The 26450-nt window shown below is 63.5% G+C and carries 28 protein-coding genes; 18 read left to right on the top strand and 10 right to left on the bottom strand.

What is annotated here, in order from left to right; all coding sequences use genetic code 11:
• Positions 1 to 62: 62 nt before the first annotated feature.
• The 3 genes from mntR (at position 63) to FJ979_RS15570 (ending at position 3072) form a co-directional block, all read left to right on the top strand.
• A complete protein-coding gene (mntR, locus tag FJ979_RS15580; RefSeq protein ID WP_181172257.1) occupies positions 63 to 512 on the top strand; it encodes a manganese-binding transcriptional regulator MntR in 450 nt (149 codons plus the stop codon).
• A 204-nt stretch (positions 513 to 716) separates the two neighbouring features.
• The gene (locus tag FJ979_RS15575) at positions 717 to 1649 is read left to right on the top strand and encodes a neutral zinc metallopeptidase (protein ID WP_140582029.1); all 933 of its coding nucleotides are present in this window, start codon (positions 717 to 719) and stop codon (positions 1647 to 1649) included.
• A 121-nt stretch (positions 1650 to 1770) separates the two neighbouring features.
• Positions 1771 to 3072 (top strand): TCR/Tet family MFS transporter, encoded by a 1302-nt coding sequence (locus FJ979_RS15570; RefSeq protein WP_224680421.1) that lies wholly within the window; start codon positions 1771 to 1773, stop codon positions 3070 to 3072.
• 13 nt (positions 3073 to 3085) lie between these two features.
• Here FJ979_RS15570 and carA read toward each other — a convergent pair whose 3' ends face one another.
• Positions 3086 to 4297, bottom strand: coding sequence for a glutamine-hydrolyzing carbamoyl-phosphate synthase small subunit (gene carA, locus FJ979_RS15565; protein ID WP_140582026.1), 1212 nt, complete (start codon positions 4295 to 4297; stop codon positions 3086 to 3088).
• A 278-nt stretch (positions 4298 to 4575) separates the two neighbouring features.
• Between carA and FJ979_RS15560 the strand changes: the two genes are divergently transcribed.
• Entirely contained in the window at positions 4576 to 5025 is a 450-nt protein-coding gene (locus tag FJ979_RS15560) for a GatB/YqeY domain-containing protein (protein WP_140524847.1), read from the top strand.
• Positions 5026 to 5061: 36 nt separating this feature from the next.
• On the opposite strand, the gene FJ979_RS15555 is transcribed toward FJ979_RS15560, so the two are convergent.
• Positions 5062 to 5988, bottom strand: a complete 927-nt coding sequence (locus FJ979_RS15555; RefSeq protein WP_140560658.1) for a LysR family transcriptional regulator — start codon at positions 5986 to 5988, stop codon at positions 5062 to 5064.
• Positions 5989 to 6088: 100 nt separating this feature from the next.
• Here FJ979_RS15555 and pcaD point away from each other — a divergent pair, with 100 nt between their 5' ends.
• Complete coding sequence (gene pcaD / locus FJ979_RS15550; protein WP_140582023.1) at positions 6089 to 6880, top strand: 3-oxoadipate enol-lactonase; 792 nt, start codon at positions 6089 to 6091, stop codon at positions 6878 to 6880.
• 46 nt (positions 6881 to 6926) lie between these two features.
• On the opposite strand, the gene FJ979_RS15545 is transcribed toward pcaD, so the two are convergent.
• Positions 6927 to 7916 (bottom strand): hypothetical protein, encoded by a 990-nt coding sequence (locus FJ979_RS15545; protein WP_140582264.1) that lies wholly within the window; start codon positions 7914 to 7916, stop codon positions 6927 to 6929.
• 290 nt (positions 7917 to 8206) lie between these two features.
• Here FJ979_RS15545 and FJ979_RS15540 point away from each other — a divergent pair, with 290 nt between their 5' ends.
• Entirely contained in the window at positions 8207 to 8911 is a 705-nt protein-coding gene (locus FJ979_RS15540) for a DNA helicase (protein ID WP_140582020.1), read from the top strand.
• A 52-nt stretch (positions 8912 to 8963) separates the two neighbouring features.
• Positions 8964 to 9521, top strand: a complete 558-nt coding sequence (locus tag FJ979_RS15535; RefSeq protein ID WP_140582017.1) for a GNAT family N-acetyltransferase — start codon at positions 8964 to 8966, stop codon at positions 9519 to 9521.
• Positions 9522 to 9635: 114 nt separating this feature from the next.
• Here FJ979_RS15535 and FJ979_RS15530 read toward each other — a convergent pair whose 3' ends face one another.
• The 3 genes from FJ979_RS15530 to FJ979_RS15520 form a co-directional block, all read right to left on the bottom strand.
• Complete coding sequence (locus tag FJ979_RS15530) at positions 9636 to 10820, bottom strand: MFS transporter (protein ID WP_140582014.1); 1185 nt, start codon at positions 10818 to 10820, stop codon at positions 9636 to 9638.
• 122 nt (positions 10821 to 10942) lie between these two features.
• Positions 10943 to 11152: a DUF2061 domain-containing protein gene (locus tag FJ979_RS15525; RefSeq protein WP_140495915.1), complete on the bottom strand. Its 210-nt coding sequence runs from the start codon at positions 11150 to 11152 to the stop codon at positions 10943 to 10945.
• Positions 11153 to 11371: 219 nt separating this feature from the next.
• Positions 11372 to 13033 carry a Na/Pi cotransporter family protein gene (locus FJ979_RS15520; protein WP_140495914.1) on the bottom strand — a complete coding sequence of 554 codons (1662 nt, stop codon included), beginning with the start codon at positions 13031 to 13033 and terminating at the stop codon, positions 11372 to 11374.
• 390 nt (positions 13034 to 13423) lie between these two features.
• Here FJ979_RS15520 and FJ979_RS15515 point away from each other — a divergent pair, with 390 nt between their 5' ends.
• The 8 genes from FJ979_RS15515 to FJ979_RS15480 all read left to right on the top strand — a co-directional run bounded on the left by FJ979_RS15515 (position 13424) and on the right by FJ979_RS15480 (position 20959).
• Positions 13424 to 13819, top strand: a complete 396-nt coding sequence (locus tag FJ979_RS15515) for an RcnB family protein (protein ID WP_140495913.1) — start codon at positions 13424 to 13426, stop codon at positions 13817 to 13819.
• A gap of 141 nt (positions 13820 to 13960) precedes the next feature.
• The gene (gene dnaG, locus FJ979_RS15510; protein WP_140582011.1) at positions 13961 to 15895 is read left to right on the top strand and encodes a DNA primase; all 1935 of its coding nucleotides are present in this window, start codon (positions 13961 to 13963) and stop codon (positions 15893 to 15895) included.
• Between the two features lie 521 nt (positions 15896 to 16416).
• Complete coding sequence (gene rpoD / locus FJ979_RS15505; protein ID WP_140495911.1) at positions 16417 to 18441, top strand: RNA polymerase sigma factor RpoD; 2025 nt, start codon at positions 16417 to 16419, stop codon at positions 18439 to 18441.
• Positions 18442 to 18650: 209 nt separating this feature from the next.
• Positions 18651 to 18944, top strand: a complete 294-nt coding sequence (locus FJ979_RS15500; protein WP_140495910.1) for a GYD domain-containing protein — start codon at positions 18651 to 18653, stop codon at positions 18942 to 18944.
• A gap of 106 nt (positions 18945 to 19050) precedes the next feature.
• The gene (locus FJ979_RS15495) at positions 19051 to 19320 is read left to right on the top strand and encodes a DUF333 domain-containing protein (protein WP_140495909.1); all 270 of its coding nucleotides are present in this window, start codon (positions 19051 to 19053) and stop codon (positions 19318 to 19320) included.
• Between the two features lie 20 nt (positions 19321 to 19340).
• Positions 19341 to 19709 carry a DCC1-like thiol-disulfide oxidoreductase family protein gene (locus FJ979_RS15490; RefSeq protein WP_140496404.1) on the top strand — a complete coding sequence of 123 codons (369 nt, stop codon included), beginning with the start codon at positions 19341 to 19343 and terminating at the stop codon, positions 19707 to 19709.
• Between the two features lie 168 nt (positions 19710 to 19877).
• Entirely contained in the window at positions 19878 to 20552 is a 675-nt protein-coding gene (locus tag FJ979_RS15485; protein ID WP_140582008.1) for a PadR family transcriptional regulator, read from the top strand.
• A 113-nt stretch (positions 20553 to 20665) separates the two neighbouring features.
• Entirely contained in the window at positions 20666 to 20959 is a 294-nt protein-coding gene (locus tag FJ979_RS15480; protein WP_140495907.1) for an HlyU family transcriptional regulator, read from the top strand.
• Between the two features lie 77 nt (positions 20960 to 21036).
• On the opposite strand, the gene FJ979_RS15475 is transcribed toward FJ979_RS15480, so the two are convergent.
• Both FJ979_RS15475 and FJ979_RS15470 read right to left on the bottom strand, forming a co-directional pair.
• Positions 21037 to 22239: an MFS transporter gene (locus FJ979_RS15475; protein WP_140582005.1), complete on the bottom strand. Its 1203-nt coding sequence runs from the start codon at positions 22237 to 22239 to the stop codon at positions 21037 to 21039.
• 147 nt (positions 22240 to 22386) lie between these two features.
• Positions 22387 to 22845, bottom strand: a complete 459-nt coding sequence (locus FJ979_RS15470) for an Lrp/AsnC family transcriptional regulator (RefSeq protein WP_140524836.1) — start codon at positions 22843 to 22845, stop codon at positions 22387 to 22389.
• A 171-nt stretch (positions 22846 to 23016) separates the two neighbouring features.
• Between FJ979_RS15470 and FJ979_RS15465 the strand changes: the two genes are divergently transcribed.
• Together FJ979_RS15465 and FJ979_RS15460 are read left to right on the top strand one after the other, a co-directional pair.
• Positions 23017 to 23754 carry an AzlC family ABC transporter permease gene (locus FJ979_RS15465; RefSeq protein WP_140582002.1) on the top strand — a complete coding sequence of 246 codons (738 nt, stop codon included), beginning with the start codon at positions 23017 to 23019 and terminating at the stop codon, positions 23752 to 23754.
• A complete protein-coding gene (locus FJ979_RS15460; protein WP_140495903.1) occupies positions 23751 to 24050 on the top strand; it encodes an AzlD family protein in 300 nt (99 codons plus the stop codon). Before FJ979_RS15465 ends, FJ979_RS15460 begins: the two co-directional genes overlap by 4 nt.
• 55 nt (positions 24051 to 24105) lie before the next feature.
• On the opposite strand, the gene FJ979_RS15455 is transcribed toward FJ979_RS15460, so the two are convergent.
• The gene (locus FJ979_RS15455) at positions 24106 to 24741 is read right to left on the bottom strand and encodes an FMN-dependent NADH-azoreductase (RefSeq protein WP_140495902.1); all 636 of its coding nucleotides are present in this window, start codon (positions 24739 to 24741) and stop codon (positions 24106 to 24108) included.
• A gap of 108 nt (positions 24742 to 24849) precedes the next feature.
• Here FJ979_RS15455 and FJ979_RS15450 point away from each other — a divergent pair, with 108 nt between their 5' ends.
• Entirely contained in the window at positions 24850 to 25803 is a 954-nt protein-coding gene (locus tag FJ979_RS15450; protein ID WP_140581999.1) for a LysR family transcriptional regulator, read from the top strand.
• Positions 25804 to 25845: 42 nt separating this feature from the next.
• On the opposite strand, the gene FJ979_RS15445 is transcribed toward FJ979_RS15450, so the two are convergent.
• Positions 25846 to 26439 carry a TetR/AcrR family transcriptional regulator gene (locus tag FJ979_RS15445; RefSeq protein WP_140555972.1) on the bottom strand — a complete coding sequence of 198 codons (594 nt, stop codon included), beginning with the start codon at positions 26437 to 26439 and terminating at the stop codon, positions 25846 to 25848.
• Positions 26440 to 26450 lie beyond the last annotated feature (11 nt).

Here is a 26450-nt window from a genome sequence, read left to right as displayed (position 1 = left end):
GTGGGGCCCGTGCTATGAATGCGGGCCGATTCAATCTTCGGGCAGCCAAGGAGGAGCGCATATTGGCGCTGAAGAACAGACCGGTCCCGCGTGAGCCGCTGCCCGATGCCGATGTCCATTCGGAAGGGTTCCGGCAGACGCGCGAAGCGCGCCGCAGCGCGCTGGTCGAGGACTATGTCGAGTTGATCGCCGACCTGATCGAGGACGGCAACGAGGCTCGCCAGGTCGACATCGCGGCCAGGCTGGGGGTCGCCCAACCGACAGTGGCCAAGATGCTGACCAGGCTGTGTGCCGACGGGCTGGTCTCCAGAAAGCCTTATCGCGGCGTGTTCTTGACCGAAGCAGGTCGCAAGGTCGCGGAAGAGAGCCGCATTCGCCACCAGACGGTGGAGGCTTTTTTGCGTTCGCTCGGCGTCAGCGCCGAGACGGCGCGCATCGATGCCGAGGGCATAGAGCACCATGTCAGCGCCGAGACGCTGGAAGCGTTCCGCAGGGCGATGACGGCGGGCTAGGGACTTTGCCAAGCCCGCAGGGCCCCGTTTCGGCGATGCCATAGACATTCCACAGTCGCGGCCAGAGCAGCGGAGCCATCATGCCAGCACGGCCACGGCTGCGAAAAATGCTGTGACTTGGCGCAACCATTGAGATAATTGTTCATGAGGTGGAGCCGGCCTCACGCCGGATCGATCAATAAATTCGCAGCGCGGGGAGTTGCCATGCTCTGGAGAGGCCGTCGTCAGAGTGACAATGTCGAGGACCAGCGCAGCAGCGGCGGCGGCGGATTTGGTGGCGGCGGACCCGGCCAGTTCCGCATTCCGATCGGCGGCAGCAGCGGCCGCGGCATGTCGCTCTCAACCATCATCATCCTCGTCGTGCTCTATTTCGGCCTGAAAGCCTTCGGCATCGATCCGATCCAGGTGCTGAGCGGCGGCGGTGGAGGCCTGCTGCCTGGCGGCGGCGAGATAACCGACAACAGCGGCAGCCAGGACGGCGGCGCCGGCGCGCCGGCTTCCGACGAGATGAAGCAGTTCGTGGCAACCGTGCTGGCCGAGACCGAGGACACATGGACCGGCATTTTCAAGGCCAATGGACTGACCTATGAGGACCCCAAGCTGGTGCTGTTCAGCGGGCAGATCCGCTCGGCCTGCGGCTTCGCCTCGTCGGCGGCCGGACCGTTCTATTGTCCCGGCGACCACAAGGTCTATCTCGACATGACATTCTTCCAGCAGCTGGACCAGCAGTTCGGCGCCTCGGGCGAGTTCGCGCGGGCCTATGTGATCGCGCATGAGGTCGGCCATCACGTGCAGAATCTGACCGGCATCATGTCCAAATTCAACCAGATGCGGCAAAGCATGGGCGAGGCCGAAGCCAATCAAATGTCGGTGCGCGTCGAGCTTCAGGCCGACTGCTTCGCCGGCGTCTGGGCGCATTACACGGCGCAGAAGGGCATATTGGAGCAAGGCGATATGGAAAGCGCGCTCAATGCCGCCAGGCAGATCGGCGACGATACGCTGCAGAAGAAGATGCAGGGCTACGTAGTGCCGGAAAGCTTCAACCACGGCACGTCGGCGCAGCGGCAGACCTGGCTGGCGCGCGGCTACAAGAGCGGCAAGCTTTCCGACTGCGATACGTTCAACAACCCGATCTGAGCATCCGGTTCTTTCACGGGTGACCTGACGGCAAGGATGTCGTCAGGGGGTGTCAGGATGCGAACGTCCTGCTTGTTCCCTCATTGTTCCTGACGGCCTGCTCGCCTATAAGTGCCTCCGCCTGCGCGCCAGGCGCCGGGAAGGAGCAGACGAAACCATGATCGATCCCAAAACCGCCAAGCGGGGGCTTGCGCTCGTCTTCACGACGCTGCTCCTCGACATCATCGGATTCGGCATCATCATGCCGGTGCTGCCGGCCTACCTGCAAGAATTGACCGGCGTCGGCGTCTCGGAGGCGGCGATCGAGGGCGGATGGCTGTTCTTCGTCTATGCGGCCATGCAGTTCTTCTTCGCGCCCGTCATGGGCGGGTTGAGCGACCGGTTCGGCCGGCGGCCGATCCTTCTCGCCTCCGTGCTGACGTTTTCCATCGACAATCTGATCTGCGCCATAGCCTGGTCCTACCCGATGCTGTTCATCGGGCGCGTGCTGGCCGGCATTTCGGGCGCCAGCTATTCGACCACATCAGCCTTCATCGCCGACATCTCGAACGATGAGAACCGGGCCAAGAATTTCGGCCTGCTCGGCATCGCCTTCGGCGTCGGCTTCGTCATCGGGCCCGTCCTTGGCGGACTGCTCGGCACCTTCGGGCCGCGCGTGCCGTTCTATTTCGCCGCCGGACTTGCCTTGGTGAACTTCCTGATCGCGCTGTTCCTGCTGCCCGAAACGCTCGATGAAAAGCACCGCCGCCGCTTCGAGTGGAAGCGCGCCAACCCAGTCGGCACGCTTCTGCAGATGCGCCAATATCAAGGCATTGGCTGGATCGGGCTCGTCTTCTTCCTGATGACGCTCGGCCACATGATGTATCCGGCGGTCTGGTCGTTCGTCTCCAACTATCGCTATGGCTGGAACGAGCAGCAGATCGGTTTTTCGCTCGGCGCTTTCGGCCTGTGCGGAGCCATCGTCATGGCAACGGTGCTGCCACGCATCATTCCCAGGCTTGGCGAGTGGAGGACGGCGGTGATCGGTCTGGCGTTCACGGCGCTCAGTGCTTTCGGCTACGCCTTCGCGACGCAGGGTTGGATGATTTATGCGGTGATCGTCGTCGGCTGCCTGGAAGCGCTGGCCGACCCGCCGCTCAGGAGCCTCGCCGCCGCCAAGGTGCCGCCTTCGGCGCAGGGTGAACTACAAGGCGCGATGACGTCGATCTTCTCGATCACATCGATCGTCACGCCGCTGCTCTATACCGCGATCTTTTCCTGGTTCACCGGGCCAAGCGCGCCAGTGACCTTCGGCGGTGCGCCTTACCTGGTTGGCGCGGTTTTCCTAGTGCTGGCGCTCGTTGTCTTCGTTACGAAAGTGGCGAGGCCTGCGGCACTCGGAACCGTCACCAAAGGCGTCGCGGAAGATGGGGCACGAATATGAGGATCTGTCGGAACTAAGCCCGTTCGGCCAGCAGTTCCTCGCCGCGCTTTTCGCGGATCAGGTTGACGAAGCGGCGGAACAGATAATGCGAATCCTGCGGGCCGGGCGAGGCCTCGGGGTGGTGCTGGACCGAGAATACCGGCCGGCCTGTCAGCGCGATGCCGCAATTCGAGCCGTCGAACAGCGAGACATGGGTTTCCTCGACGCCTGACGGCAGCGAGTCGGCGTCGACGGCAAAGCCGTGGTTCATCGAGACGATCTCGACCTTGCCTGTAGTGTGGTCCTTGACCGGATGGTTGGCGCCGTGATGGCCCTGATGCATCTTGGCGGTCTTGCCGCCCAGCGCCAGCGCCAGCATCTGGTGGCCGAGGCAGATACCGAACACCGGAATCTCGGTCCTGAGCAGGTCCTGGATGACCGGCACGGCGTAGGCGCCGGTGGCTTCAGGGTCGCCGGGGCCGTTGGACAGGAAGATGCCGTCCGGCTGCATGGCGAGGATTTCCTCGGCGCCGGTCTTGGCCGGAACCACGGTCACCTTGGCACCAAGCCCCGCAAGCAGGCGCAGGATGTTGCGCTTGACGCCATAGTCGATGGCGACGACATGCATGGAGGGCTCGTCCTGTTCGCCAAAGCCCTCGTCCCACACCCAAGGCGTCTCGCGCCACACCGAGGACTGGCCTGACGTGACCTCCTTGGCGAGGTCGAGGCCGATCAGGCCGGACCACGCGGCGGCGCGGCGTTTCAGGTCGTCAAGATCGAAGACGCCGTCGGGCGCATGCGCGATAACGGCGTTGGGCATGCCCTTTTCGCGGATCAACGCGGTCAACGCGCGGGTGTCGATGCCCGAGAGGGCGACGATGCCGCGCTTCTTCAGCCATTGATCGAGATGGCCGGCAGCGCGGTAGTTGGAGGGATTGGTGACATCGGCCTTGAACACGGCGCCGACGGCACCGGCGCGAGCAGCCGGATTGAGGTCCTCGATGTCTTCGCCGTTGGTGCCGATATTACCGACATGCGGGAAGGTGAAGGTGACGATCTGGCCGGCATAGGACGGATCGGTCAGGATCTCCTGATAGCCGGTAAGCGCGGTGTTGAAGCAGACCTCGGCGACCGCCGAACCCGTTGCGCCGAGACCGCGACCCTCAATGATGGTGCCGTCGGCCAGCACCAGCAATGCCGTCGGTTTCTCGGTGGCCCAAGCGGGGGTGGACGCGGTGTCGGCCATGGCGGCACTCCTATCAGGCCGCGCGCTTCAAACAGGCCCGGCGGGCTATTTGCGCGGCAAACGGCGCGGAGCGGCGAATTCGCTGCCTCCACGCACTCAAGCTTCAGTTCATGCAAGGCCCAGTACATAGGGGAAGGGGGCAGGTCGGTCAATGATGATGGGAAATGCCGCTACGATTTATTTCATTGAGCAATATCATAGGCTTGCCTCGACATATCAGGGTTTGCGTTGGTCCGCACCGGGCGCTATTGTCCGCGCCGACCGAAGGAGAGAGCACGATGCGCGCAAAAATCGCCGAATCCCTGAAGAGCGCGATGAAGGCGCAGGACAAGCACCGGCTGCCGACATTGCGGCTGATCCAAGCCGCCATCCACGATCGCGATATCGCCAATCGCGGTGCCGGCAAGGAACCGGCCAGCGACGAGGCGATCCTGCAGATCCTGGCCAAGATGGTGAAGCAGCGCGAAGAATCGGCCAAGGCCTTCGAAGACGGCAAGCGTCCGGAACTGGCCGCGCAGGAGCGCAGCGAGATGGAGATCATCCGCGATTTCCTGCCGACGCAGCTCGACGATGCCGCCATCACCGCCGCGGCGCGCGAGGCGATCGCGGCGACCGGTGCCGCCAGCCAGAAGGACATGGGCAAGGTGATCGCGGCACTGAAGCAGAAATATGCCGGCCAGATGGATTTCGGCAAGGCAAGCGGCATCATCAAGGGGCTTTTGCAATAGTCGGCGCGTCGAGCGCGAGCGCCAGCGCTCGCCTGCCTATAAAACAACCTTCTGGGGCTCCAACGCGTGGCGCAATGCTGGCGCCTCCTGCTGGATATGATCCCACAAACGGTTGGCGACCGGCCCGTGGGGACGGTCGCGGCGACGCGCAACCACCAGTTCGTCGGTGCGGCCCGGCATATGAGGGCCGGCGATGGACCGCAGGCGTCCATCACGCAGCTCCTCCTCGATCAGGAAGCGTGGCAGGTGGCCCCAGCCGAGGCCCTGCAGGATGATCTCCTTCTTCATGCCCTGGTCGGCGACCAGGCATTGCGGCGCGCCTTCGACCATGAAGTAGTCTTGTTGCGGTGAATGGCGGGCAGTGTCGCGCATCACGCATTGGGTGAGCGCCTGCATCTGGTCGGGTGTGATCGGCGGCTCGATGCGCTCCGGCAGAAAGCCCGGTGCCACCACGGGAATGAACGGCACCTTGCACAAATCGATCCATTCCACCCGCGCATCGCCCTTGTCGATCCAGTGCAGGACCAGATCGGCCTCGTCGTCGAAAAGGCGTTCCCAAGGGCCGCCGACGGCCTCGAAGTGCAGGTGCAGACGCGTGCCGGGACATTGCGCGAAGAACCGCCCGAGCAGGCCCAGCACCTGCGGTCGTGGGCATAGGTCGCCGATCACCACATGGATTTCGCTTTCTTCGCCCATCGAGAGCTGGGCGGCATGCACGCGCAGGCCTTCCAGTTCGCGCAGCAGCGATTGCGCCCGGCGGTGGAACGACAGCCCGGCCTCGGTCGGGCGCACGCGATAGCCGCTGCGGTCCAGGAGAACGAGGTCGAGCTGCCGTTCCAGCTTGGCGACAGCGGCGAATACAGCCGGGTGTGAACGATGCAACAGGGCCGCCGCCGGCTGAAAGCCGCCGGTGCGGATCACGGCGTCGAAGCACTGCAGGTCGTGCAAGGTGAATTCAGCCATGTCAGCTTTGATTACAGAGATTGTCCTGACTTTGTAATATCAACAAACCAACGATCTGACTACGCTCTGTCATTCAACCCTTCCAGAAGGATCTTTCATCATGAGTGAGCTGAATTTTGTGACTGTTGGCGACGGCACGCGCATCGCCTACCGTTTCGACGGCGATGCGCGAAAGCCGGTTCTGATGCTGTCGAACTCCATCGGCACCACGCTGCATATGTGGGATGGACAGGTCGGCGAGTTGTCCAGGCATTTCCATCTTCTGCGCTATGATTTTCGCGGCCATGGCGGATCGAGCGTGCCGGCCGGCGCCTATTCGCTCGATCGGCTCGGCGGCGACGTGATCGAACTGCTCGACGCGCTCGGCCTTGGCCGCGTGCATTTCCTCGGCCTGTCGCTGGGCGGCTTCGTCGGGCAATGGCTCGGCATCCACGCGCCGGAGCGGATCGACCGGCTGATCCTGAGCAACACCTCGTCGCATCTCGGACCGGCAAGCTATTTCGACGAGCGCATTGCCGCCGTCCGGCAGGCGCCCGACATGGCCGAAACCGCCGAAACGTTCCTCAACAATTGGTTCCCGGCAAAAATGGTGGCGGCCAACGAGCCCGTCATCGAGGAATTTCGCGCCATGCTGCTCGCCATCGACCGGCAAGGCCTGGCGGGCCTCTTTGCGGCGGTGCGCGACGCCGACCTTCGCCGCACCGTGGCGCTGATCTCGCGGCCGACGCTGGTGATCGCCGGCGAGCACGACACGGTGACGGCGGCCAGCCACAGCGAACTGATCGCCGCGGCGGTGCCCGGCGCGAAACTGGTCGTCCTGCCGGCGGTTCACCTGTCGAATGTCGAATATCCATCCGGTTTCATGCAGGCGGTGTTCGATTTTCTGCGCTGAGGGATGCGATCCCGTAGACCCCGCATCCCCGGAGCCGGGACGGACCTCACGGCTCCTTGCAGATCGGCACCGGCTGCGGCGGCGGTGCCGGGTGGTCCTTCCTGTATTGGGCAATGATCGGCTCGAGCGTCTTTCGCGGCCAGAATTTCGGCGTGCCGATTTCCTTCAGGCAGGATGCGTTCCAATAGGGGCCAGCGTCCGACAGCGAACGGCCCGCCGCCACGATTTGCGCAACGGCGGCGATGTCGCGCGATTCAGGGTAGATGTAGAGCGTCGTCGGATTGTCCTTCACCATCGGGATGATCTGCTGCGCATCCGCCGCCGACCAACTGGTGCAGCCATTGCTGCGGCCGCCGGCATAATCCACCAGCTTGCCGAACGGCACGTAGCCGTCATGGTCGGCATGCGAACTGGCCGGATCTTTGCGAAGACACATTCCCTTCAGCACTTCCGCCGGATGCCCGCCGATCACGCGCTGCCTGGCGTTCGCGGCCTCGCCCTCGCCATCGAACTGCACGAAGGTACGCATGAAAGCCACGTCTTGCTTCGCTGCGGTGCGATGATAGCCCTTGAACGAGGTTATCGCCTCGCCGGTCATATAGGCGCCGCCGGCGGTTAGTGACGAATCCAGCGCATTGCCGAAGTTCTTCGCGCAGCGCTTGCCATTGGCGAAATCTGCGACGCCCTTCAGATTCCGGCCGCTGCCGTGGCCCGCCGAAACGGCGCGAAACGCCTGGCTGGCCTCGCAGATGATGTAATAACGGTGACCCAGTTTGTTGTTGCCCAGATCGCTAGGGCGCGTCGCATCCATGGCGAAGTAGCAGGGATTGTTAACGGCTCCTGCGCCGACTTTCTTCAGGTAAAGCGCTCGGGCCCGCTCCAGGACCACAGCTGAGATCTGGCCATCACCTTCGCCGACATGGGCCTGCAGCCAGGCCGGAATGGCCGAGGGCGCGGCAAAGGACCGTGCCGTCAAAGCGACGACAACGAGGAAGAGGCTGGCGACGACACCCAGCGGGATAGATCTCAACCGCACCAGACCCGTTCTCCTGTCGAAGCGTTTGTGTTTTGGCGGTGAATCACCCCCGGCACGATCATAAATCGGCTTATGCCGGCCGGCGAAACACATCTTGTTCAGCATTCCCGGCACGTATGCGCGTTTTCGACCGGTCAGCATTGGGGTATTGTCTGATTCCGGCGCGCCCACGCCTCCTCCCTCCGTCGGGAAAGCATCATTCATGCGGGGCAATCCGATCATCGAACCGACTGTTCGAGCACCAAGCATAAGGAGGGGTTGCGAAGACTGCTCGCACCAGGAGGTTTGCGATGATTGCGCCCATTTACCATCTGAAGCGTCAAGCCAGGCTGTTGTCCCGCAAGGAGAAGATTCCGCTCCATCAGGCGCTTGACCGTGTTGCAGCCCGCGAAGGTTCTGCGAGTTGGAGTCTGCTTGCGGCCAAGGCAGCCGAGACGACGGCCGCCGGCAGGCTGTTCTCGCGGCTGATGCCCGGCGACCTGGTTCTGGTCGGTGCGCGACCAGGCCACGGCAAGACGCTGATGAGCCTCGAGCTCGCGGTCGAAGCCATGGAGCGTGGCCATCGCAGCGTGTTCTTCTCGTTGGAATACACGCATCGCGATGTGCTGGACCGGTTTCGCGCCATCGGGGCGGACCCCGCCCAGTTCGACCGATTGTTCGCGTCCGACACTTCCGAAGCCATCAGCGCCGACTACATCGTCGAGGTGTTGGGATCGGTGGCGCGCGGGACGCTCGCGGTCATCGACTATCTGCAACTGCTCGACCAGAAGCGGGAAAATCCGGAGCTGATGGACCAGGTCCGGACATTGAAGGCTTTTGCGCGTGACAGGGGCGTGATCCTGGTCTTCATCTCGCAGATCGACCGCTCCTACGATCCGTCAACGAAGCCGTTTCCCGATATCAGCGACGTTCGGCTACCGAACCCGCTGGATCTGTCGCTGTTCAGCAAAGCGTGTTTCCTCAACAAGGGCGCGATCCGCTTCCAGCCCGCTTGAGCGTTCCAGTGGCCATCGCTATGCCTGCTTGGCCTGCGAGGGAGCATGGATCATGATCGAAATCGTCAAGCCCGGGCTCAAGCATCTGGCGTCCTACAAGGCTGCGCTCGAGCGCGGCTGGTCGCCCGACAATGTACGGCTCATGGAGGCAGCTCGCGAGCAGCTTGCCGCAATCGAGGAGGATCCGGCGGCGTTCCTGGCCAGCCTCGATGATCCCGAGGCCAAGGGGCCGCCGATCACCTTGCCTGACGGCAGACAGGTCCCGCGCCTGCCGGGCTTCAGGCGCTGGATGTGGGACGGCGAGACGTCAGGCTCGATCGGCCTGCGCTGGCAGAAGGGCACGTCGGCGCTGCCGCCGCACGTGCTTGGCCATATCGGCTACGCCGTGGTGCCGTGGAAACAGCGACGCGGCTACGCGACGGAAGCGCTGCGGCTTATGCTGGATGAGGCGAGGGCGGTCGGCCTGGCTCATGTCGACATCACCGCAAAACCTGGCAATCCGGCCTCGCACAAAGTGATCCTGGCCAACGGCGGCAGACTGGTCGAACGTTTCCTCGAAGATGCCGCCTATGGCGGAGCGGAGAGCCTGCGGTTCCGCATCGATCTGTAATGCGTTGGAGCTGCGCAGCTGCCGGGCGAGACATGACTGTTCATCGCGTCGTGCTTGCGCCGGTGCACGCCCGGATCAGGCATGATCGGTGGTGGATGTCCTGACGCGGATAATCTACTCAGCCGCTGCCGTCAGCGGTGGCGTGGCGTTGCTGCGCCACTCCCAGATGTGCGAGGCGAGCGCCACCGCGACTGCGACGAGCATCGCCACAGCGCCAAGCAGCGGCAGGCTGCGATAACCGTAACCGCCATTGAGCATGGCGGCACCGAGCGATGCCGCGAGCGCTATACCGACATTGAAGCCGGATGGGATCAGCGAGGAGGCCAGGTTCGAGGCATCCGCAGTCCAGGACAGGATGCGGGTCTGGATCGGCGTACCGATGGCAAAGTTGAGGCCGCCCCAGATGACGATCGCCACGACCATCGGCACGGGATAGGGGCTGACGGCATAGATCACCGCAAGCGTCACCGCCTGCAGGGCCAGCATGGTGATCAGCGAGGGCATCAGCTTCCAGTCGGCTAGCCTGCCGCCGAGGAAGACGCCAAGCGTGGCGCCGACGCCGTTGAGCAAGAGCACCCAGGGCACCAGGTTCTCGTCGAGGCCGGTGATCTCGATCAATGTCGGGGTGATGTAGGTGAACAGGCCGAACTGGCCGATCATCAGCATCAGCATCAGGATCAGCGAGGTCCAGACCTGCTGGCGGGCAAGCACGCGGACCTCGCGGGCGAGGCCGGCGGGTTTGGCCTGATAACCTGTGGTGCGCGGCAAAAGGGCTGCCATGGCAAGCGTGGCCGCCACGCCCAATGCGCACATAACCCAGAAGGTCGCGCGCCAGCCCCAGATGTTGCCGATGGCAGTGCCCGCCGGCACGCCGATCACGTTGGAGACGGTGAGGCCCGACAGGATGACGGCCACCGCCATGCCGCGCTGGTCCTCGCGCACCAGCCCGACCGCCACCACCATGGCGACGCCGAAATAAGCGCCATGCGCGACTGCGACGGCAATGCGCAGAAGCAGCATCGAGGTGAAGTCGGGCGCCAGCGCGCAGGCCGCCTGACCGATGGTGAAGGCGACCGCGAGGCCGAGCAGCAAGGTTTTGCGCGGCAAGGACTTGGTGGCAAGTGCCAGAAGCGGACCGCCGATGGCAATGCCGCAGGCATAGCCGGAGACGAGATAGCCCGATGTCGGAACCGAAACGCCAAGCCCTTGCGCCACCTGCGGCAGCACGCCGGCGATGACGAATTCGGTGGTGCCGAAAGCGAAGGCAGCGATGAACAGGGCGATGAGCGGAAGCGACATGGCGGGAATTAAATCCTCGAATGCAGGCCTCAAACCACGGATGCGCGCTGCCGGCAATCCAGAAATTTTTGTCGCCGCTTTAGCTTTTCTTGATCTCCGGGTTCAAAATCTTGACCCCGGGTTCAGAACGGGGTCTTGCGTCCATAAGGAACCTTCAGCCATGCCCGCTCATGAAAATAGTAGAGCAGCGACTTGGTGAAGACTTCTGTCACGCCGATGGCGGCCGCCAGCTTGACGCTTCCGGTCACCACCAGCGAGATGATCATCGTATCGATGGTGCCGGTCACGCGCCACGAAAGCGCCTTGGCGAAACTGCGCGAATGGGTGTCCATCGATCTCCTCCGAAAGCTTTGGCTGATATGCCTAGCCCGAGCGATGGAAACGCGGCAATGGCAATTTTGCCGCCGAAGGACCGACGCCATGCAATTCTGCCGCAATACAATTTTTTCGGCAGAGTGCGGCGCTCTTCCTTCTGCCCTTGTTTGTTGGGAGGTGGCGTCGCAAAGCGAGGTGGGGATGAGGTGTCTCAAAGAAGGGAGAGATGTCGTTGATCAGCTCGCCTTCAACCTGGATCCGCCGAGGAGGCCGCGTTCTTCCAGCACGGGATAGGCCATCGATGCCAGCAGCGAGTTGATCTGTTTGAGATCGCGGATGGTGTCGAGGTGGATCGAACTGGTCTCGACGCTTTTGGCAGTGCCTTCGCGCAGCCGCAGGAAATGACTGGCGCTGGTCTCTTTTTCGGCGTCGCGCAGCCGTTCCTTCTCCAGCACCAATTGGCGAGCCGTCTCGGCATCGCGCGACACCAGCACGTTGAAGGCAAGCCGCGCATTGGCGAGCACCGAAGCGTGGAAGGCGCACAGCTCGCTCCAACCCTCGTCGGTGAATTCCAGTCCACGGTCGAACTTCTTCTTCACATGTACCAGCATGTTGCGCACGATGATGTCGCCGACCTGCTCCAGCTTGACGCAGGCGCCGATCAGTTCCTGGCAGCGCAACGCCTCGTCCTCGGTCAGCGGGTTCTTGGTGACCTTGGCGAGGTAGAGCTTGATCGCCGCGTGCTTGCGGTCGACGCGGTCGTCAAGGGCGGCCAGCGCCTTGATCTTGTCGGCATCGGCGCTCTCGTAGAGCTCGATGATGCGCTTGAGCATGATCTCGACCGTCTCGCAGACCCGCACCACCTCGCGGGTGGCATTGGCCAGCGCCTGGCTCGGCACGTCGAGCGCGCTTTCGTTGAGCGCCGAGAGTTCGACGACGTCGAGCGTGGCGGCTGGCGTCTTGGTGCCGAGCGCCACGATCTTCTCCGAGGCTCGGTAGACGAGACCCGCCAGCGGCAGGCCGGCGAGCAGGATCAGCACATTGAACAGGATGTGGGCATTGACGATCTGGTCCGCTGCCGTCGCGCCAAGGAACGCGAAATGCGGCCTGAAGATCATGACCAGGATCAGCATGACCAGCGAGCCAAGCCCGCGCATCAAGAGGTTGCCGATCGGCACGACGCGCACTTCGGGGCCGGAGGAGCGGGTCAGCATGGGCGCGATGATCGACGAACCGAGATTGACGCCCAGGATGAGGACGACGCCGAGTTCGGGCGTGATCAGGCCGCGGCCCGCCAGCGTCGCCATCAACAGGACCGCGGCGATGCTCGATTGGAACAGCCAGGTGATCAGCGCCGCCAGCAGATAGGCGGTGATGGAATCGCCGGAGAAGTAATTGATGATGACCGGCATCAACTGGCTGTTGCGCAGCGGCTCGGATGCCTGACCGATCATTTCCAGCGACAGGATCAAAAGGCCGATGCCGACCAGGATGCGACCGGTCTGGCGCCAGTCGCGCCGCTCGGTGGCCATGAACATGACCGTGCCGGTGATCAGGCAAAGCGGCACCAGCAGCGTGAGATCGAAGGTGAGCAGCTTGACCACCAGAGCCGAACCGATCTCGGCGCCGCGCACGGCCAGTTGCCCGGCCGCGCCCGAGACGATGCCGGAGCCCGCGAAGGAGCCGACCAGCAGCGTGACGGCGGTGGAGCTCTGCAGCGCTATAGCGAGGCCGGTGCCGGCCAGCACCGCCATGACAGGATTGCGCATGGTGGCGCGCAGCTTGTGGCGCAGCACGTCGCCATAGGCGCGCTCGACGCCGGTCTTCACCATGCGCGTGGCAAACAGCATCAGCGCCACGGCGCCGGCCAGATGCAGGAGAACCACGGAGCCGCTCATTGCGGCGCACCGATACGGGCAAGGCCGGCGACACGGGCAGCGCGGCGGTCGGGAGAAAGAGGAGGGGTGCGAATCATGATCATGACGTTGGCCGATAATAGCTCGAATATTTTAGCCGGATAATAAAAATTTGTCGATTTCAAGGGCTGCCGGCGCGCGACGGGGCGTGTCGGAGAATGGACGGATGCCGAAATGGTTGCATGAGCCTCGCCGCCTTGACGCGGCGGATCGGCCGGTGTTGCCGCCCGCCCTTCGCCCGGAATTTGCGAAGATGTTCAACCAATCGATCTAAAGCTTCGGATTTATTACGGAATTGTAATGCTCATGTTCAGTTTCGGTTCATTCTTCGACGGCTATTTCTGCGGCATCGACAACCAAGGAGATTCCTTCATGAAACGCATCGTTCTTTCCGGTCTTGCTTTCTCGATGCTGGCCGCCACGTCCCTGACGGGCCAGGCCGCGCCGCTCAATGCGCCGGTCGCGCCGCAGTCGAACTATACCAATGTCGACTGGCAGAAGCCCACCAACCGGGATGTCAGGAAGCGCGTCATCCAGAAGCGGGTCATCCAGAAGCGCATCATTCAAAAGAAGGTCGTCGTGAAGCGGAACAACTGGCGCAATGGCCAGAAATATTCCGGCTGGCGGCAGCATCAGCCGGTCCGCGATTATGGGCGCTACGGCCTGCATCGTCCGGGCCGTGGCCAGGAATGGATCCGCGTCGGCAATGACTATGTGCTGGTCGGCGCCCTCTCCGGCATCATCTTTGGCGCCATCGCCGCGCAGTAAAGTCCCGATAGTGCCAGACTGGAGGAAGGGCGGCCCGCAACGGCCGCCTTTCCTTTTGCCCTGTGGAAACCGGGCATCGTCAGCATTAGGGGTCGCCGGACTTCGCGGGCATGATTATATGGGGGATAAACGAGTTCCCCGATGCGCTTTCCGCCCGCCTTCCTCGACGAGATACGCGACCGCGTGCCGATTTCGCAGGTCATCGGCCAGCGCGTCGCCTGGGATCGCAAGAAGACCAATGCGTCACGCGGCGATTATTGGGCCTGCTGCCCGTTTCATGGCGAGAAGAGCCCATCCTTCCATTGCGAGGACAAGAAGGGCCGCTACCATTGTTTCGGCTGCTCGGTCTCGGGCGATCACTTCAAGTTCCTGACCGAACTTGACGGACTGAGCTTTCCCGAGGCGGTCGAGAAGATCGCAGACATGGCCGGCGTGCCGATGCCGGTTCGCGACGTGCAGGAGGAGCGGCGCGAGAAGGAACGCGCCAGCCTTACCGACGTCATGGAAATGGCGACTGCCTTTTTCCAGGAGCGGCTACAGGGCGCGGAGGGCGCCAAAGCCCGTGCGTATCTGCGCGACCGCGGACTGACGCCTGCGACGCAGCATGCGTTCCGGCTGGGCTATGCGCCCGACAGCCGCAATGCGCTGAAGGAGCATCTGGCCGCAAAGGGCGTGCCGAAGGCCGATATCGAGGCCTGTGGGCTGGTGCGCCATGGCGACGACATTCCGGTTTCCTATGACTGGTTCCGCGACCGCATCATGTTCCCGATTCCGGATTCGCGCGGCAAGATCATCGCTTTCGGCGGGCGAGCGCTGGCGCCGGATGCGCTCGCCAAATATATGAACTCGCCCGATACCGAGCTCTTCCACAAGGGCAACGTACTCTACAATTTCGCCCGCGCGCGAAAAGCGCTGGCCAAGGGCGGCACGGTCATCGCCGTCGAAGGCTATATGGATGTCATCGCATTGGCGCAGGCCGGCTTCGAGAATGTCGTGGCGCCACTCGGCACGGCGCTTACCGAAAACCAACTCGAACTGTTGTGGCGTATGGCCGCCGAGCCGGTGCTGTGCTTCGACGGCGACAAGGCCGGGCTGAAGGCGGCATGGCGGGCCGCCGACATGGTGCTGCCCGTAGTCCAGGCGGGGCGCACCGCACGCTTCGCGCTGCTGCCGGAAGGCAAGGATCCCGACGACCTGGTCAAGGCGGAGGGGCCGGATGCCTTCCGCGCCGTGCTGGCGGAAGCGCGTCCTCTTGCCGATCTGTTATGGATGCGCGAGACGGCGGGCGGCGTCTTCGACACGCCGGAGCGCCGGGCCGAACTGGAGAAGCGGCTGCGCGAACTGACCAGCCGCATCCGTGATGAAAGCCTGCGATATCACTACCAGCAGGAGATGCGCGAGCGCGTGCTGAGCTTCTTCGGTTCTCAGCGCGGAACGCGGCAAGGTCGTCCGGACTGGAAACCGGGGCAGGGCAAGGCGCCCGCTCCCGGCGGACAATTCGCCAAGGCCGGCGGTGGTCGCATCGCCATCACGGAAAGCCTCGGCCAGTCGGCACTGGTCAAGCGCGGCAGCGAAGGCATGTCGGTGCGCGAGGCGACGATCATCGTCGCACTGGTCAACCACCCGGCGCTGATCGACGAGAATTTCGCCCATGTCGAGTTCCTCGATCTCGCCAATTCCGAGCTGAAGCGGCTGCACGGCGCCATCCTCGACGCGATGGCACATGACATGGCCAATGACCGCCACGCCGTGGTGGCGACGATCGAACGCGCCGGCTGCGCCGAGATCTGGGAGCGTGCCGTCGGCCTGATCAGGCGAGCGCGGCAGTGGCCGGCGCTGGAGACGGCAGCGCTCGAGGACGCCCGCGACGCTCTGAACCAGGCGCTGCACTTGCAGCGTAGCGCGCGCACCTTACATAAGGAGCTGAAACAGGCGGAAGCGGCGATGGATGCGGATCCGTCGGACGAGAATTTCCGCCATCTGATCGAAATTCAAGCGCAATTTCGGGATGTACAAGCGACGGAAGCGCTGATCGAAGGTTTCGGTGTTTCGTCGGGCAGGGCTGGTCGGGCCTGAAGCATGGTTCCGAAAAGCGGGACCCGGTTTTCGGGAACGATCATACTCCAGCAGAAGAAAGGCGGAGCTCATTTCGGCCCGAGGGTTGGGACGGGCTCATGCCAGCAAGTGCAGGAATGACGGCGTTGTCATGGATCTTCTAGAGCCGGACCGCGCTAAGTCGGGTAATTGATTCGCTTTTTTCATGCGAATCATGCGAGAGGCGCTTGACCTTCCGGCAGAATGGCGGAATCAGGACGATTCGAAACGTTAACCCGCACCCGCGTCGACGGGAAAAGCAGCGATGTGAGGTCTTGGTCACTGGACAGGCAGCCAGCCTGCCACAGATATCAGGGTTAATCTGGACTTAATGCATGTCGCCCAAAAATGGAAACCGGTTTTGGGCGACGACAGGGCACCAACAAAGAGATGATGCAGTTATTGGCCCGGTGAAGCGCGTTGCAAAAGCGAGCCCAGCCGATTTGACCGGTCCGACAGCTTGCGCGGCCTCGATGTCGGGCCGCTAGGAGAAGATAAAGACTATGGCGACAAAGGAAAAGGAAGAGGTCGAGACCGAACGCGAAGGCGCCACCGATGGCCCTCTGCTCGACCTTTCCGATGATGCTGTCAAGAAGATGATCAAGGCCGCCAAGAAGCGCGGCTATGTCACCATGGACGAGCTGAATTCGGTGCTGCCCTCCGAGGAAGTGACCTCCGAGCAGATCGAGGACACGATGGCGATGCTGTCCGACATGGGCATCAACGTCGTCGAGGACGACGAGCAGGGCGAAGAGGCCGAGGCCGGCGACACCGCGGCGGATGCCGAGGAAGACGCCAACGAGCTGGCCGAGCAGACCGGCACCGCCGTCGCCGCCACAACCACGAAGAAAGAGCCGACCGACCGCACCGACGATCCGGTGCGCATGTACCTGCGCGAAATGGGTTCGGTCGAGTTGTTGTCGCGCGAGGGCGAAATCGCCATCGCCAAGCGCATCGAGGCCGGCCGCGAGACGATGATCGCGGGCCTGTGCGAAAGCCCGCTGACCTTCCAGGCCATCATCATCTGGCGCGACGAGCTCAACGAATCCAAGATCCTGCTGCGTGAGATCATCGACCTCGAAGCCACCTATGCCGGCCCCGAGGCCAAGCAGGCGCCGGTGGTGGAGCGCGTCGAGGAAGCGCCCAAGGTCGAGGAAAAGCCGCGCCGCGGACGCGACGATGAAGACGACATCACCAATGTCGGCGCCGACACGCGCGGCATCGGAGATGACGACGAGGAGGACGAGGACGAGGCCAGCCTGTCGCTGGCGGCAATGGAAGCCGAGCTGCGCCCGCAGGTCATGGAAACGCTCGACGTCATCGCCGACACCTACAAGAAGCTGCGCAAGCTGCAGGATCAGCAGGTCGAGAACCGGCTGGCCGCGGCCGGCACGCTGTCGCCCAGCCAGGACCGCCGCTTGAAGGAGCTGAAGGATCAGCTCATCAAGGCGGTGAAGTCGCTGTCGCTCAACACGGCGCGCATCGAGGCGCTGGTCGAGCAGCTCTACGACATCAACAAGCGCCTGGTGCAGAACGAGGGCAAGCTTCTGCGTCTCGCCGAAAGCTATGGCGTGCGCCGCGAGGAGTTCCTGAAGGAATATCAGGGCTCCGAACTCGACCCGAACTGGACGCGCTCAATTGCCAATCTGACCTCGCGCGGCTGGAAGGAGTTCACCAAGAACGAGAAGGACGCGATCAGGGACCTGCGCGCCGAGATCCAGAATCTGGCCACGGAAACGGCCATCTCGATCCTGGAATTCCGCAAGATCGTCAACCAGGTGCAGAAGGGCGAGCGCGAAGCGGCTATCGCCAAGAAGGAAATGGTCGAGGCCAATCTGCGCCTCGTAATCTCCATCGCCAAGAAATACACCAATCGCGGCCTGCAGTTCCTTGACCTGATCCAGGAAGGCAATATCGGCCTTATGAAGGCCGTCGACAAATTCGAGTATCGCCGCGGCTACAAGTTCTCGACCTACGCGACATGGTGGATCAGGCAGGCGATCACGCGTTCGATCGCCGACCAGGCGCGCACCATCCGCATTCCGGTGCACATGATCGAGACGATCAACAAGATCGTGCGCACCTCGCGCCAGATGCTGCACGAGATCGGCCGCGAGCCGACGCCGGAGGAACTGGCCGAGAAGCTCGCAATGCCGCTCGAAAAAGTGCGCAAGGTGCTGAAGATCGCCAAGGAGCCGATCTCGCTCGAAACGCCGGTCGGCGACGAGGAGGATTCGCATCTGGGCGACTTCATCGAGGACAAGATGGCGATCCTGCCGATCGACGCGGCGATCCAGGCCAATCTGCGCGAGACCACCACGCGCGTGCTCGCCTCGCTGACGCCGCGCGAGGAGCGTGTGCTGCGCATGCGCTTCGGCATCGGCATGAACACCGACCATACGCTCGAGGAAGTCGGCCAGCAGTTCTCGGTCACCCGCGAGCGTATCCGCCAGATCGAAGCCAAGGCGTTGCGCAAGCTCAAGCACCCGAGCCGCTCGCGCAAGCTTAGAAGCTTCCTGGATAGCTGAGGCCTACCGATTGTGAAGAGATCAAGGGCGCCCATCGTGGCGCCCTTTTTCTTTGGCGCTCGCCATTGCGGCACGCGCCCTTAGGGAGGATAATTTCGTGTCGGATGCATTTTTCTGGGCGACAGCCCGGGAAGCCCGCCCCGGTCGAGGCCGTGTCGACATCGCCATGGCCTGAGCACCGTGCTCCGTGGCCCCGGAGGAGGCGTGCCATGACGACTTACATCATGCTGATGAACTGGACCGAGCAGGGCGCGAAGAACGTGCGCGAATCCCCCAAGCGCCTCGATGCCGCCAAGACGCAGCTGGGCGAGATGGGGGGATCGTTCAAGTCGTTCTACCTGACCATGGGCGAATTCGACATGGTGGCGGTGGTCGAAGCGCCCGACGATGCGGTGCTGGCGCGTTTCGCGCTGATGCTGGCCGCGGGCGGCAACGTCAAGTCACGGACCCTGAAGGCTTTCCCGGAGCTTGCTTACCGCGAGATCATCTCGTCGCTTGGATGATGCAAATCGGGACGTTCCGGAGCCGATGAGCAGGTGCCGGCTCGACGGCGCCTTGCGGCAAGACGGTGCGCTCCATCGTGATAGAGTGCAGCCAGCGGAGATCGCGATGAAGAAAGTTTCGATATTGGCTATCAGCCTTGCCGCGTGGTCGTCGATGCCGATCGATGCCCACACTGCCCCGCAAAAACCGGTCGGCATGTCCAATCCCGCATCGGTCCATTGCGGAGAGATCGGCGGGCGCCTGGTGATCAAGAAGGACAAGGCTGGCAATGAATATGGATTTTGCCGCTTGCCCAATCGGCGGCTGTGCGAAGAGTGGGAGCTGTTTCGCGACAACAAATGCGTCGGGCCGAAGACGGTGATGGGCCTGAAGTGATCGACAGCAGAACCAGGCCCTTGCTGACCGTCTGGTACAACACGCGCTGCCCGGTCTGTGATGCCGGAATTGCCAGGCAGAAGCGGCGGCTGATCGAGGCGATCAAGGCCGGGCGGATCGAATTTCGCGACATCAATCATGAACCGGAAGCCTTGGCCGGATTTGGCGCTTCGCTGGAAGACATCCGCCGCCGGCTGCACGCGACCGATGCTCAGGGCAGGCTGCTGGTCGGCGCCGATGTCGCCATCGCCGTGTGGGCGCTGACGCCGGGCGAGGGCTGGCTGGCAAAGCTGCTCGGCAACGCCCTTACGCTACCGCTCGCTCGCTTCGGCTACGACCGCTTCGCCGACCTGCTCTATGCCTGGAACCGGCGCAACGGCCGCTGGTAGCGCCGGCTACTCCAATCATGATGAACGCATGTTCGCGCGCGACCGACGGGTCGGCGTCCGACAGATGCTGTTCGCTTCCGGCCCGATACATCGTAAGATATATCTTGACTCCATGCTGGCGTGCGCCTAGTTGAGATATATCGTAAGATAGAACTCAAGGAGCAATCAATGCACAGCCACAATCATTTTGGCGATCGCGCCGAGCGCGTCTTCATGCACATGGCCGGCAAATTTGGCGGCAGAGGCGGGGGCGGCGGCTTTGGCCCGTTCGGCCATGGCAGGGGCGGCGGACGCGGCGGCCCGGGCGACATGTTCCGCGCCGGGCGCATGCTGGCCGACGGCGACCTCAAGCTGATCACGCTGTCGCTGCTGGCCGAGGCGCCACGCCATGGCTATGACATCATCAAGGCCTTGGAGGAGCGCACCAGCGGCATCTACAGCCCGAGCCCGGGCGTGGTCTACCCGACGCTGACCTTCCTGGAAGAGGCAGGCTATGCCGTGTCCTCGAGCGAAGGCAACAAGAAGGTGTTTTCGATCACCGAGGCCGGGCAGGCGCATCTTGCCGACAACCGTGAGATGATCGACGGCGTGCTAGACCATCTCGAGCGCTTCGGCCGCAAGATGGCCAAGGCGCGCGACTGGTTCGGCTGGAACGACGATAGCGAGGATCGGCGCGACGGCCGAGGCGGCCGTTCGGAAAAGCGCGACGAATTCCGTGCGCTGCGCCACCGGCTGCGCGCCGCGCTGAGCGACATCGTCGATGCGCCGGCGGACAAGCAGGCTGAGGCGATGAGCATCCTCGAAGACGCCGCCGCGGCGCTCGAAGCGCTGTCGCGCAAATAACCCGGCTTCGGTCCAACCGGCACGGCCCTTGCCCGTTCAGGCAAGGAGCGATAGTGAAATTCATCCCGCGCCACATTATGTGGTGCGGGATGAATGCTGTTGGAGGAAGTCCGATGTCTTTTCTGAAGCGTCTTTTCGGCGGTGGCGGTGATGAAGCGGCCGAGCCAAAGAGCGCCGCACCGGCCAAGCAGGTCGAGCACAAGGGTTTCACGATCAGCGCCACGCCCTACAAGGCCGATGGCCAGTACCAGACCTGCGGCGTCGTCTCCAAGGACGTCGACGGCGTCCTGAAGGAACACAGATTCATCCGCGCCGATCGCTTCGCCGGGTTGGACGACGCCGTCGACATCTCGATCAAGAAGGGCATCCAACTCGTCGACGAGCAGGGCGAGCGGATGTTCGGGTAGACCGCCGACGAACGGCTCAAGAATTCCAGAGATCCGAGGGCCGGTCCAGATATGGGCCGGCCCTTTCGTTTGCTCCGCTATGCCGGCTGCAACGCTCTGCGCGGCAGTGGCGGGAAGGCAATGGCGATGCCCGCCGCACCCAGCCCGATGAGGGCCGAACCGATGAACAGCCAATGGTAGTTGGCGTAGGCGTCGAACACCATGCCGCCGGCGAGCGGGCCAAGCGCCATGCCGAGGCTGGACAGCATGGTGGCGGCGCCGAACACGGTGCCCAGGATGCGCTGGCCGAAATATTCGCGCGCCAGCACTGCGTAGAGCGGCATGACGCCGCCATAGGTAGCGCCGAAGATGACGGCCAGCATGTAGAACTGGTCGAGCTGGCTGATCGAGAGATAGGCGGCGATCACCACGGCCTGGATCAACAAGCCGGCGATCAGCACCGGCTTGACGCCAAGCCTGTCGGCGAGCACGCCATAGAGCAGACGCCCGCCAAGCCCGGCAAGGCCCTCGACGCTGTAGATCGAGACGGCGGCCATGGGCGCCACGCCGCACAGCATGGCATAGCTGACCATGTGGAAAATCGGCCCCGAATGCGCCGCGCAGCAGGCGAAGAAGGTCAGCCCCAGCACGATGAATTGCGGCGAGCGCAGCGCTTGGCCGACGCTCAGGCCGGCGCCCTCGGCAACCGGCGAGGAGCCAGTGTCGGTCACGACAGGCTTCGGTGGCTGGCGCACCAGAAGCACCGCCGGCAGGAGCAGCACCCAAGCCATGATGCCGATGTCGAACATGGCGGTGCGCCATTCATAGGCCGAGATCAGCCAGCGGGCGAAGGGCGAGATCGTCATCGGCGCGACGCCCATGCCGGCCGAGACCAGCGACACGGCAAGGCCGCGATTGGTGTCGAACCAGCCTGTTGTAAGCGCGATCATCGGCGCGAAGAAGGCGCTGGCCGTGAGCCCGACGAGCACGCCAAAGGTGATCTGGAAGGTGACAAGCGAGCCCGCGCGGCTGGCCAGCACCAACGCCAGGCCGAGAAGCACCGCGCCGATCGTGACGACGATGCGGGCGCCGAAGCGGTCCGACAGCGCGCCCCAGGCGAAGCCGCCAAGGCCCATGACCAGGAAATTGAGGGTCATCGCGCTCGATATGCCGGCGCGTGACCAACCGGTATCGAGCGCCATCGGTTCGAGGAAGATTGCCAGCGAAAACATCGTGCCGATGGCGACACAGGACATCAGCGCGCCGGCCGCGACAATGACCCAACGATAGGAAAGGTTCATGGTTTTCTCCCATGCCGTAAGGCATTTGTTGTGCGGCACGGCCTGACTTGGCCTGCCGCTTGCGTCCGAAGGACGCCGGCGCCGGCACCAATCCTACAATCCGGTTGCATTTTTTATCCAGTCCGGGATGGGGCCATTTCCCGGCGCCTAGATCGGCAGTTCCGATGTGTATTTGATGGTCTGGCTGGGAACGTCGGTCTTGACGTTCTGCACGCCCCTGATGCGGCTGAGATGTTCCGACTGGAAGCGGCGGTAGTCGTCGATGCCGGCCGCCACCACGCGCACCATGGCGTCGCAGTCGCCGAGCATCAGATAACATTCCATCACCTGCGGCAGCTTGGCCACTTCGGTGGCGAAATGCTCGATCGTGTCTTCGTCCTGCGCTTTCAGCCAGATGCGGGTGAAGAAGGTCAGGCCCTTGCCGATGCGGGCCGGATTGAGCACTGCGACGTAGCGGTCGATGACGCCGGCCTCCTCCAGGAGCTTGACGCGGCGCAGGCACGGCGACGGCGACAGGCCGACTTCAGCGGCGAGCTCATTGTTGGCCATGCGCCCATCGCGCTGCAGCGCCCGCAGGATGCGCCTGTCGATCTCGTCAAGTTTCATGGCTCTAAATTCCGTTTATCTGTTGATTCATGGCATAAGATGCCAAAATCTGGTAAAAGACAACAATCTTCGCAACCAAATTGCGAGGCCTGGCGGCTATGGTTGCCCTGACATCAGCGGCATCCAACGGAACCGGCAGAGGCGGCCGCGCGGCGCGGCCGGAGGAAGATCATGAGCATTGCAGAGACGAGATCGGCGGCGGGCGGCGGACTGAACTCCGAGTTCCGGCGCGGCGTGGCCTCCTGCGCGCCCGTGCTGTTCGGCACCATCCCTTATGCGCTGGTGCTTGGTGCACAGGCCACACAGAGAGGGCTCAGCACCGCAGAACTGTCGCTGCTAACGGGACTGAACTTCGCCGGCGGCTCGGAATTCGCGGCGATCCAGCTGTGGACGTCGCCGCCGCATGTCCTGCTCATCATCGCCATCACCTTCCTGGTCAACAGCCGCCATCTCCTGATGGGGGCGGCACTGGCGCCGTTCCTGCGCGACCTGCCGCGGCGCAAGGTGTTTTCCGCGCTGTTCTTCATGTGCGACGAAAGCTGGGCGCTCGGCCTGGCCGACGCCAGACGGCGCGCCGCCGACGGCCTCGCGCCAGCCTTCAGCCCGCGCTACTATATGGGCGCGGCAGTGGCGATGTACCTGACCTGGGTGGCCTTCACCACAATTGGCGCCTTGCTCGGGCCGGTGCTGGGCGAAGCCGAGACCTACGGCTTCGACATGGCGTTCGCGGCCGTCTTCCTGGTACTGCTGCGCGGCATGTGGAAGGATGTTGCCGCTGCGCGGCCGTGGCTGGTCAGTCTGATCATCGCGGCGCTGACCTACCTTTTCGTTCCCGGCGCCTGGTATGTAGCGGCGGGCGCGCTGGCGGGGCTGGTCTCGGCCTGGCTGTTGTGGAGGGATGAGGCATGATCGACGCGCAGACGCTTCTCACCATCGTGCTGATGGCCGGTGTCACGTACCTCAGCCGCGTCGGCGGCTATGTCGTGCTGCGCAATCGGGTGCTCAGCGCGCGGGCAACGGCCGTGATGGAGGCGGCGCCCGGCTGCGTGCTGATCTCGGTGATCGCGCCTGCCTTCGTCTCGAAAAACCCGGCCGATCTTCTGGCTCTGGCCGTCACGCTGATTGCCGCCACGCGATTTTCGATGCTGCCGACCGTGCTGATCGGGGTCGCTTCGGCGGGACTGCTGCGGCACATCATTGGATAGGCCAAAAAAGGCAGGCGCGGGCGCCTGCCTTCGATCTGGTTGGCAATCAGAGCTTTTACGCGGCTGCCGCGACATCCCGGCTGGCAGCCACCACGGCGTCGACCTTGGCGGTTGCCTTGGCGAGCGCTTCGCTGACTGCGTCAGGACCCTTGGCGACGCCTTCGATGCGGATGACGTCGACGTCGGTCATGCCGATGAAGCCGAGCACCGAGCGCAAATAAGGAACGGCGTGATCGAACTGCACAGCCGCGCCTTCCGAGTAGATGCCGCCGGATGCCAGCACGATATAGACCTTCTTGCCGGTGACGAGGCCTTTGGGGCCATTTTCGCCGTAAGCAAAGGTTTTGCCGGATCGGGCGACATGGTCGACCCAGGACTTCAGCGTCGAGGAGATGTTGAAGTTGATGAAGCCGGTGGCCAGGATCACCGTGTCGGCGGCAAACAGTTCGTCGAGCACGGCATCCGAGACCCCGACCACTTCGGCCTGACGCGGCGTGCGGGCTTCGGCAGGGGTGTATATGCCGGTCGCATAGTCGGTATCGATATGCGGCAGCGGGTTGGCGACGAGGTCGCGCACGACAAGCGTGTTCGACGGGTCGGCGGCGAGCAGCTTCTGAGCGAATTCGGTGGCGATACGGGTCGAGTGCGAGGCCGCGCCGCGCGGGCTCGACGTGACGAGAAGAATGGACATGGTGGGTCTCTCCAGTGGAATTGGATTGTCCCGCTACATATGGGCTTTCGATCCATCAGATAAACTGGTATATTTTCTATATGATCCATCCATTAATTAGATACAATAATGCAACCCAACCCGACACTCGACCAGCTTCAGATCCTCGTGGCCGTTGCCGACACCGGAAGTTTTTCCGCTGCCGGCCGCAAGCTTAACCGGGCGCAATCCGTCATCAGCTACGGCATCGCCAATCTCGAGGCGCAGCTTGGGCTGAAGCTGTTCGAGCGCGAGGGCACGCGAGAGCCGCAGCTGACGGAGATCGGTCGGGCGATGCTGGAAGACGCGCGGCGGATGATCGGCGTGCTGCACCGCATACGCTCACGCGTCGATGGTCACCATCGGGGGCTGGAGGCGGAAGTCGCGCTGTCGGTAGATGCGGCGCTGCCTTCGCCAGTGCTGGTGCGGGTGCTCAAGGCGTTTGAGGCGCAATTTCCGACCGTGATGCTGCGCCTGCACATCGGCACACTCGGCCTAATCCCCGACCACGTTGTCGGTGGCCAGGCCGATCTCGGTATTGGCGGCCTGCTGGGCGATGTCGACGTCCACCTGGTGGGTATAGGCTTCATGTCGATAGTGCTGGCAGCCGCGCCCAGCCACCCGCTGGCGCTGCTGCCCAAACCGGTAGCGATCGAGGACGCGCGCGAACACACACAACTCGTCGTCACCGACCAGTCCGAGCGTACCAAGGGGCGCGATTTTGGCGTCTTCGCCTACCGAACCTGGCGACTGACGGACCTGCGCACCAAACATATGTTGATGCGTGAGGGGCTGGGCTGGGGCGGGCTGCCGCGTTGGCTGATCGCTGACGATCTGGCTACCGGCCGTCTCGTGGAACTCGACCTCGAGCCTTTCAGGGAGGTGCGTTCGCCGCTCTATGCCATGCACCGCGCCGACCGCAGCCCGAAGCCGGCGGCGGCCTGGCTGATCGACCAGTTCAAGCGCCAACTTGGCTGCTTCAACGAGTTCGAGCCGGGCGAGGTGCCCGACGAAGAGCCGGAAATTTCCAGCGCACAGATTTGATTCCAACCTTTGCCCTGGATCTCATCGGCGGGAAGCCTCGGATCACGCGCGGGACAACCCATCGATCAGTGCCGTGAGAACGGTGCGGTAGTCTTCGGCCGAACCGCCCGCCTCAATGGCAAGTGCCGCGCGGTCGAAGGCGGCGGCGAGCAGGGCGGTCGTCGCTTCGGCCGGAAGCTTCTTTATGGTCCGCGCCCGCATCGCCGCGACCAGCCCTTCGCGCAGCGAGCGATTGCCATGGCGGTTGTCGATGGCGTCCATTTCGGCGCGGCCGAGCACGGCCGGGCCGTCGAGCAGCAGGAGCCGCGTGCGGCCGGGCGCGCGCATGGCGGCAAGATAGGCGTCGGAGCCGGCAATGAGCGCGTCGCGGGCATTGAGCGAAGGCGGCGCTGCGCCCTCGATCTCCCGCGCCACGGCCTCTGCCTCCTGCTCGACGACGGCGCCGAACAGCGCCTGCTTGTCGGAGAAGTGGTGGTAGAGCGCGCCGCGCGTCACGCCGGCCGCGGCGACGATCTCTGGTGTGCCGGTCTCGGCGTAGGATTTTTCGATGAACAGTTTTCGCGCCGCGGCGATCAGATCGGCGCGTGTCGCCTCGGTGCGGTCACGGTTGGAACGGCGCGCTGATCTCTGTTGCATACATGCAGCCT

This window comes from Mesorhizobium sp. B1-1-6 (genome assembly GCF_006443035.1).
Lineage (GTDB): Bacteria > Pseudomonadota > Alphaproteobacteria > Rhizobiales > Rhizobiaceae > Mesorhizobium.
The sequence above is the reverse complement of the archived record's forward strand: the minus strand, read 5'-3'. Positions and strand labels throughout refer to the sequence as shown.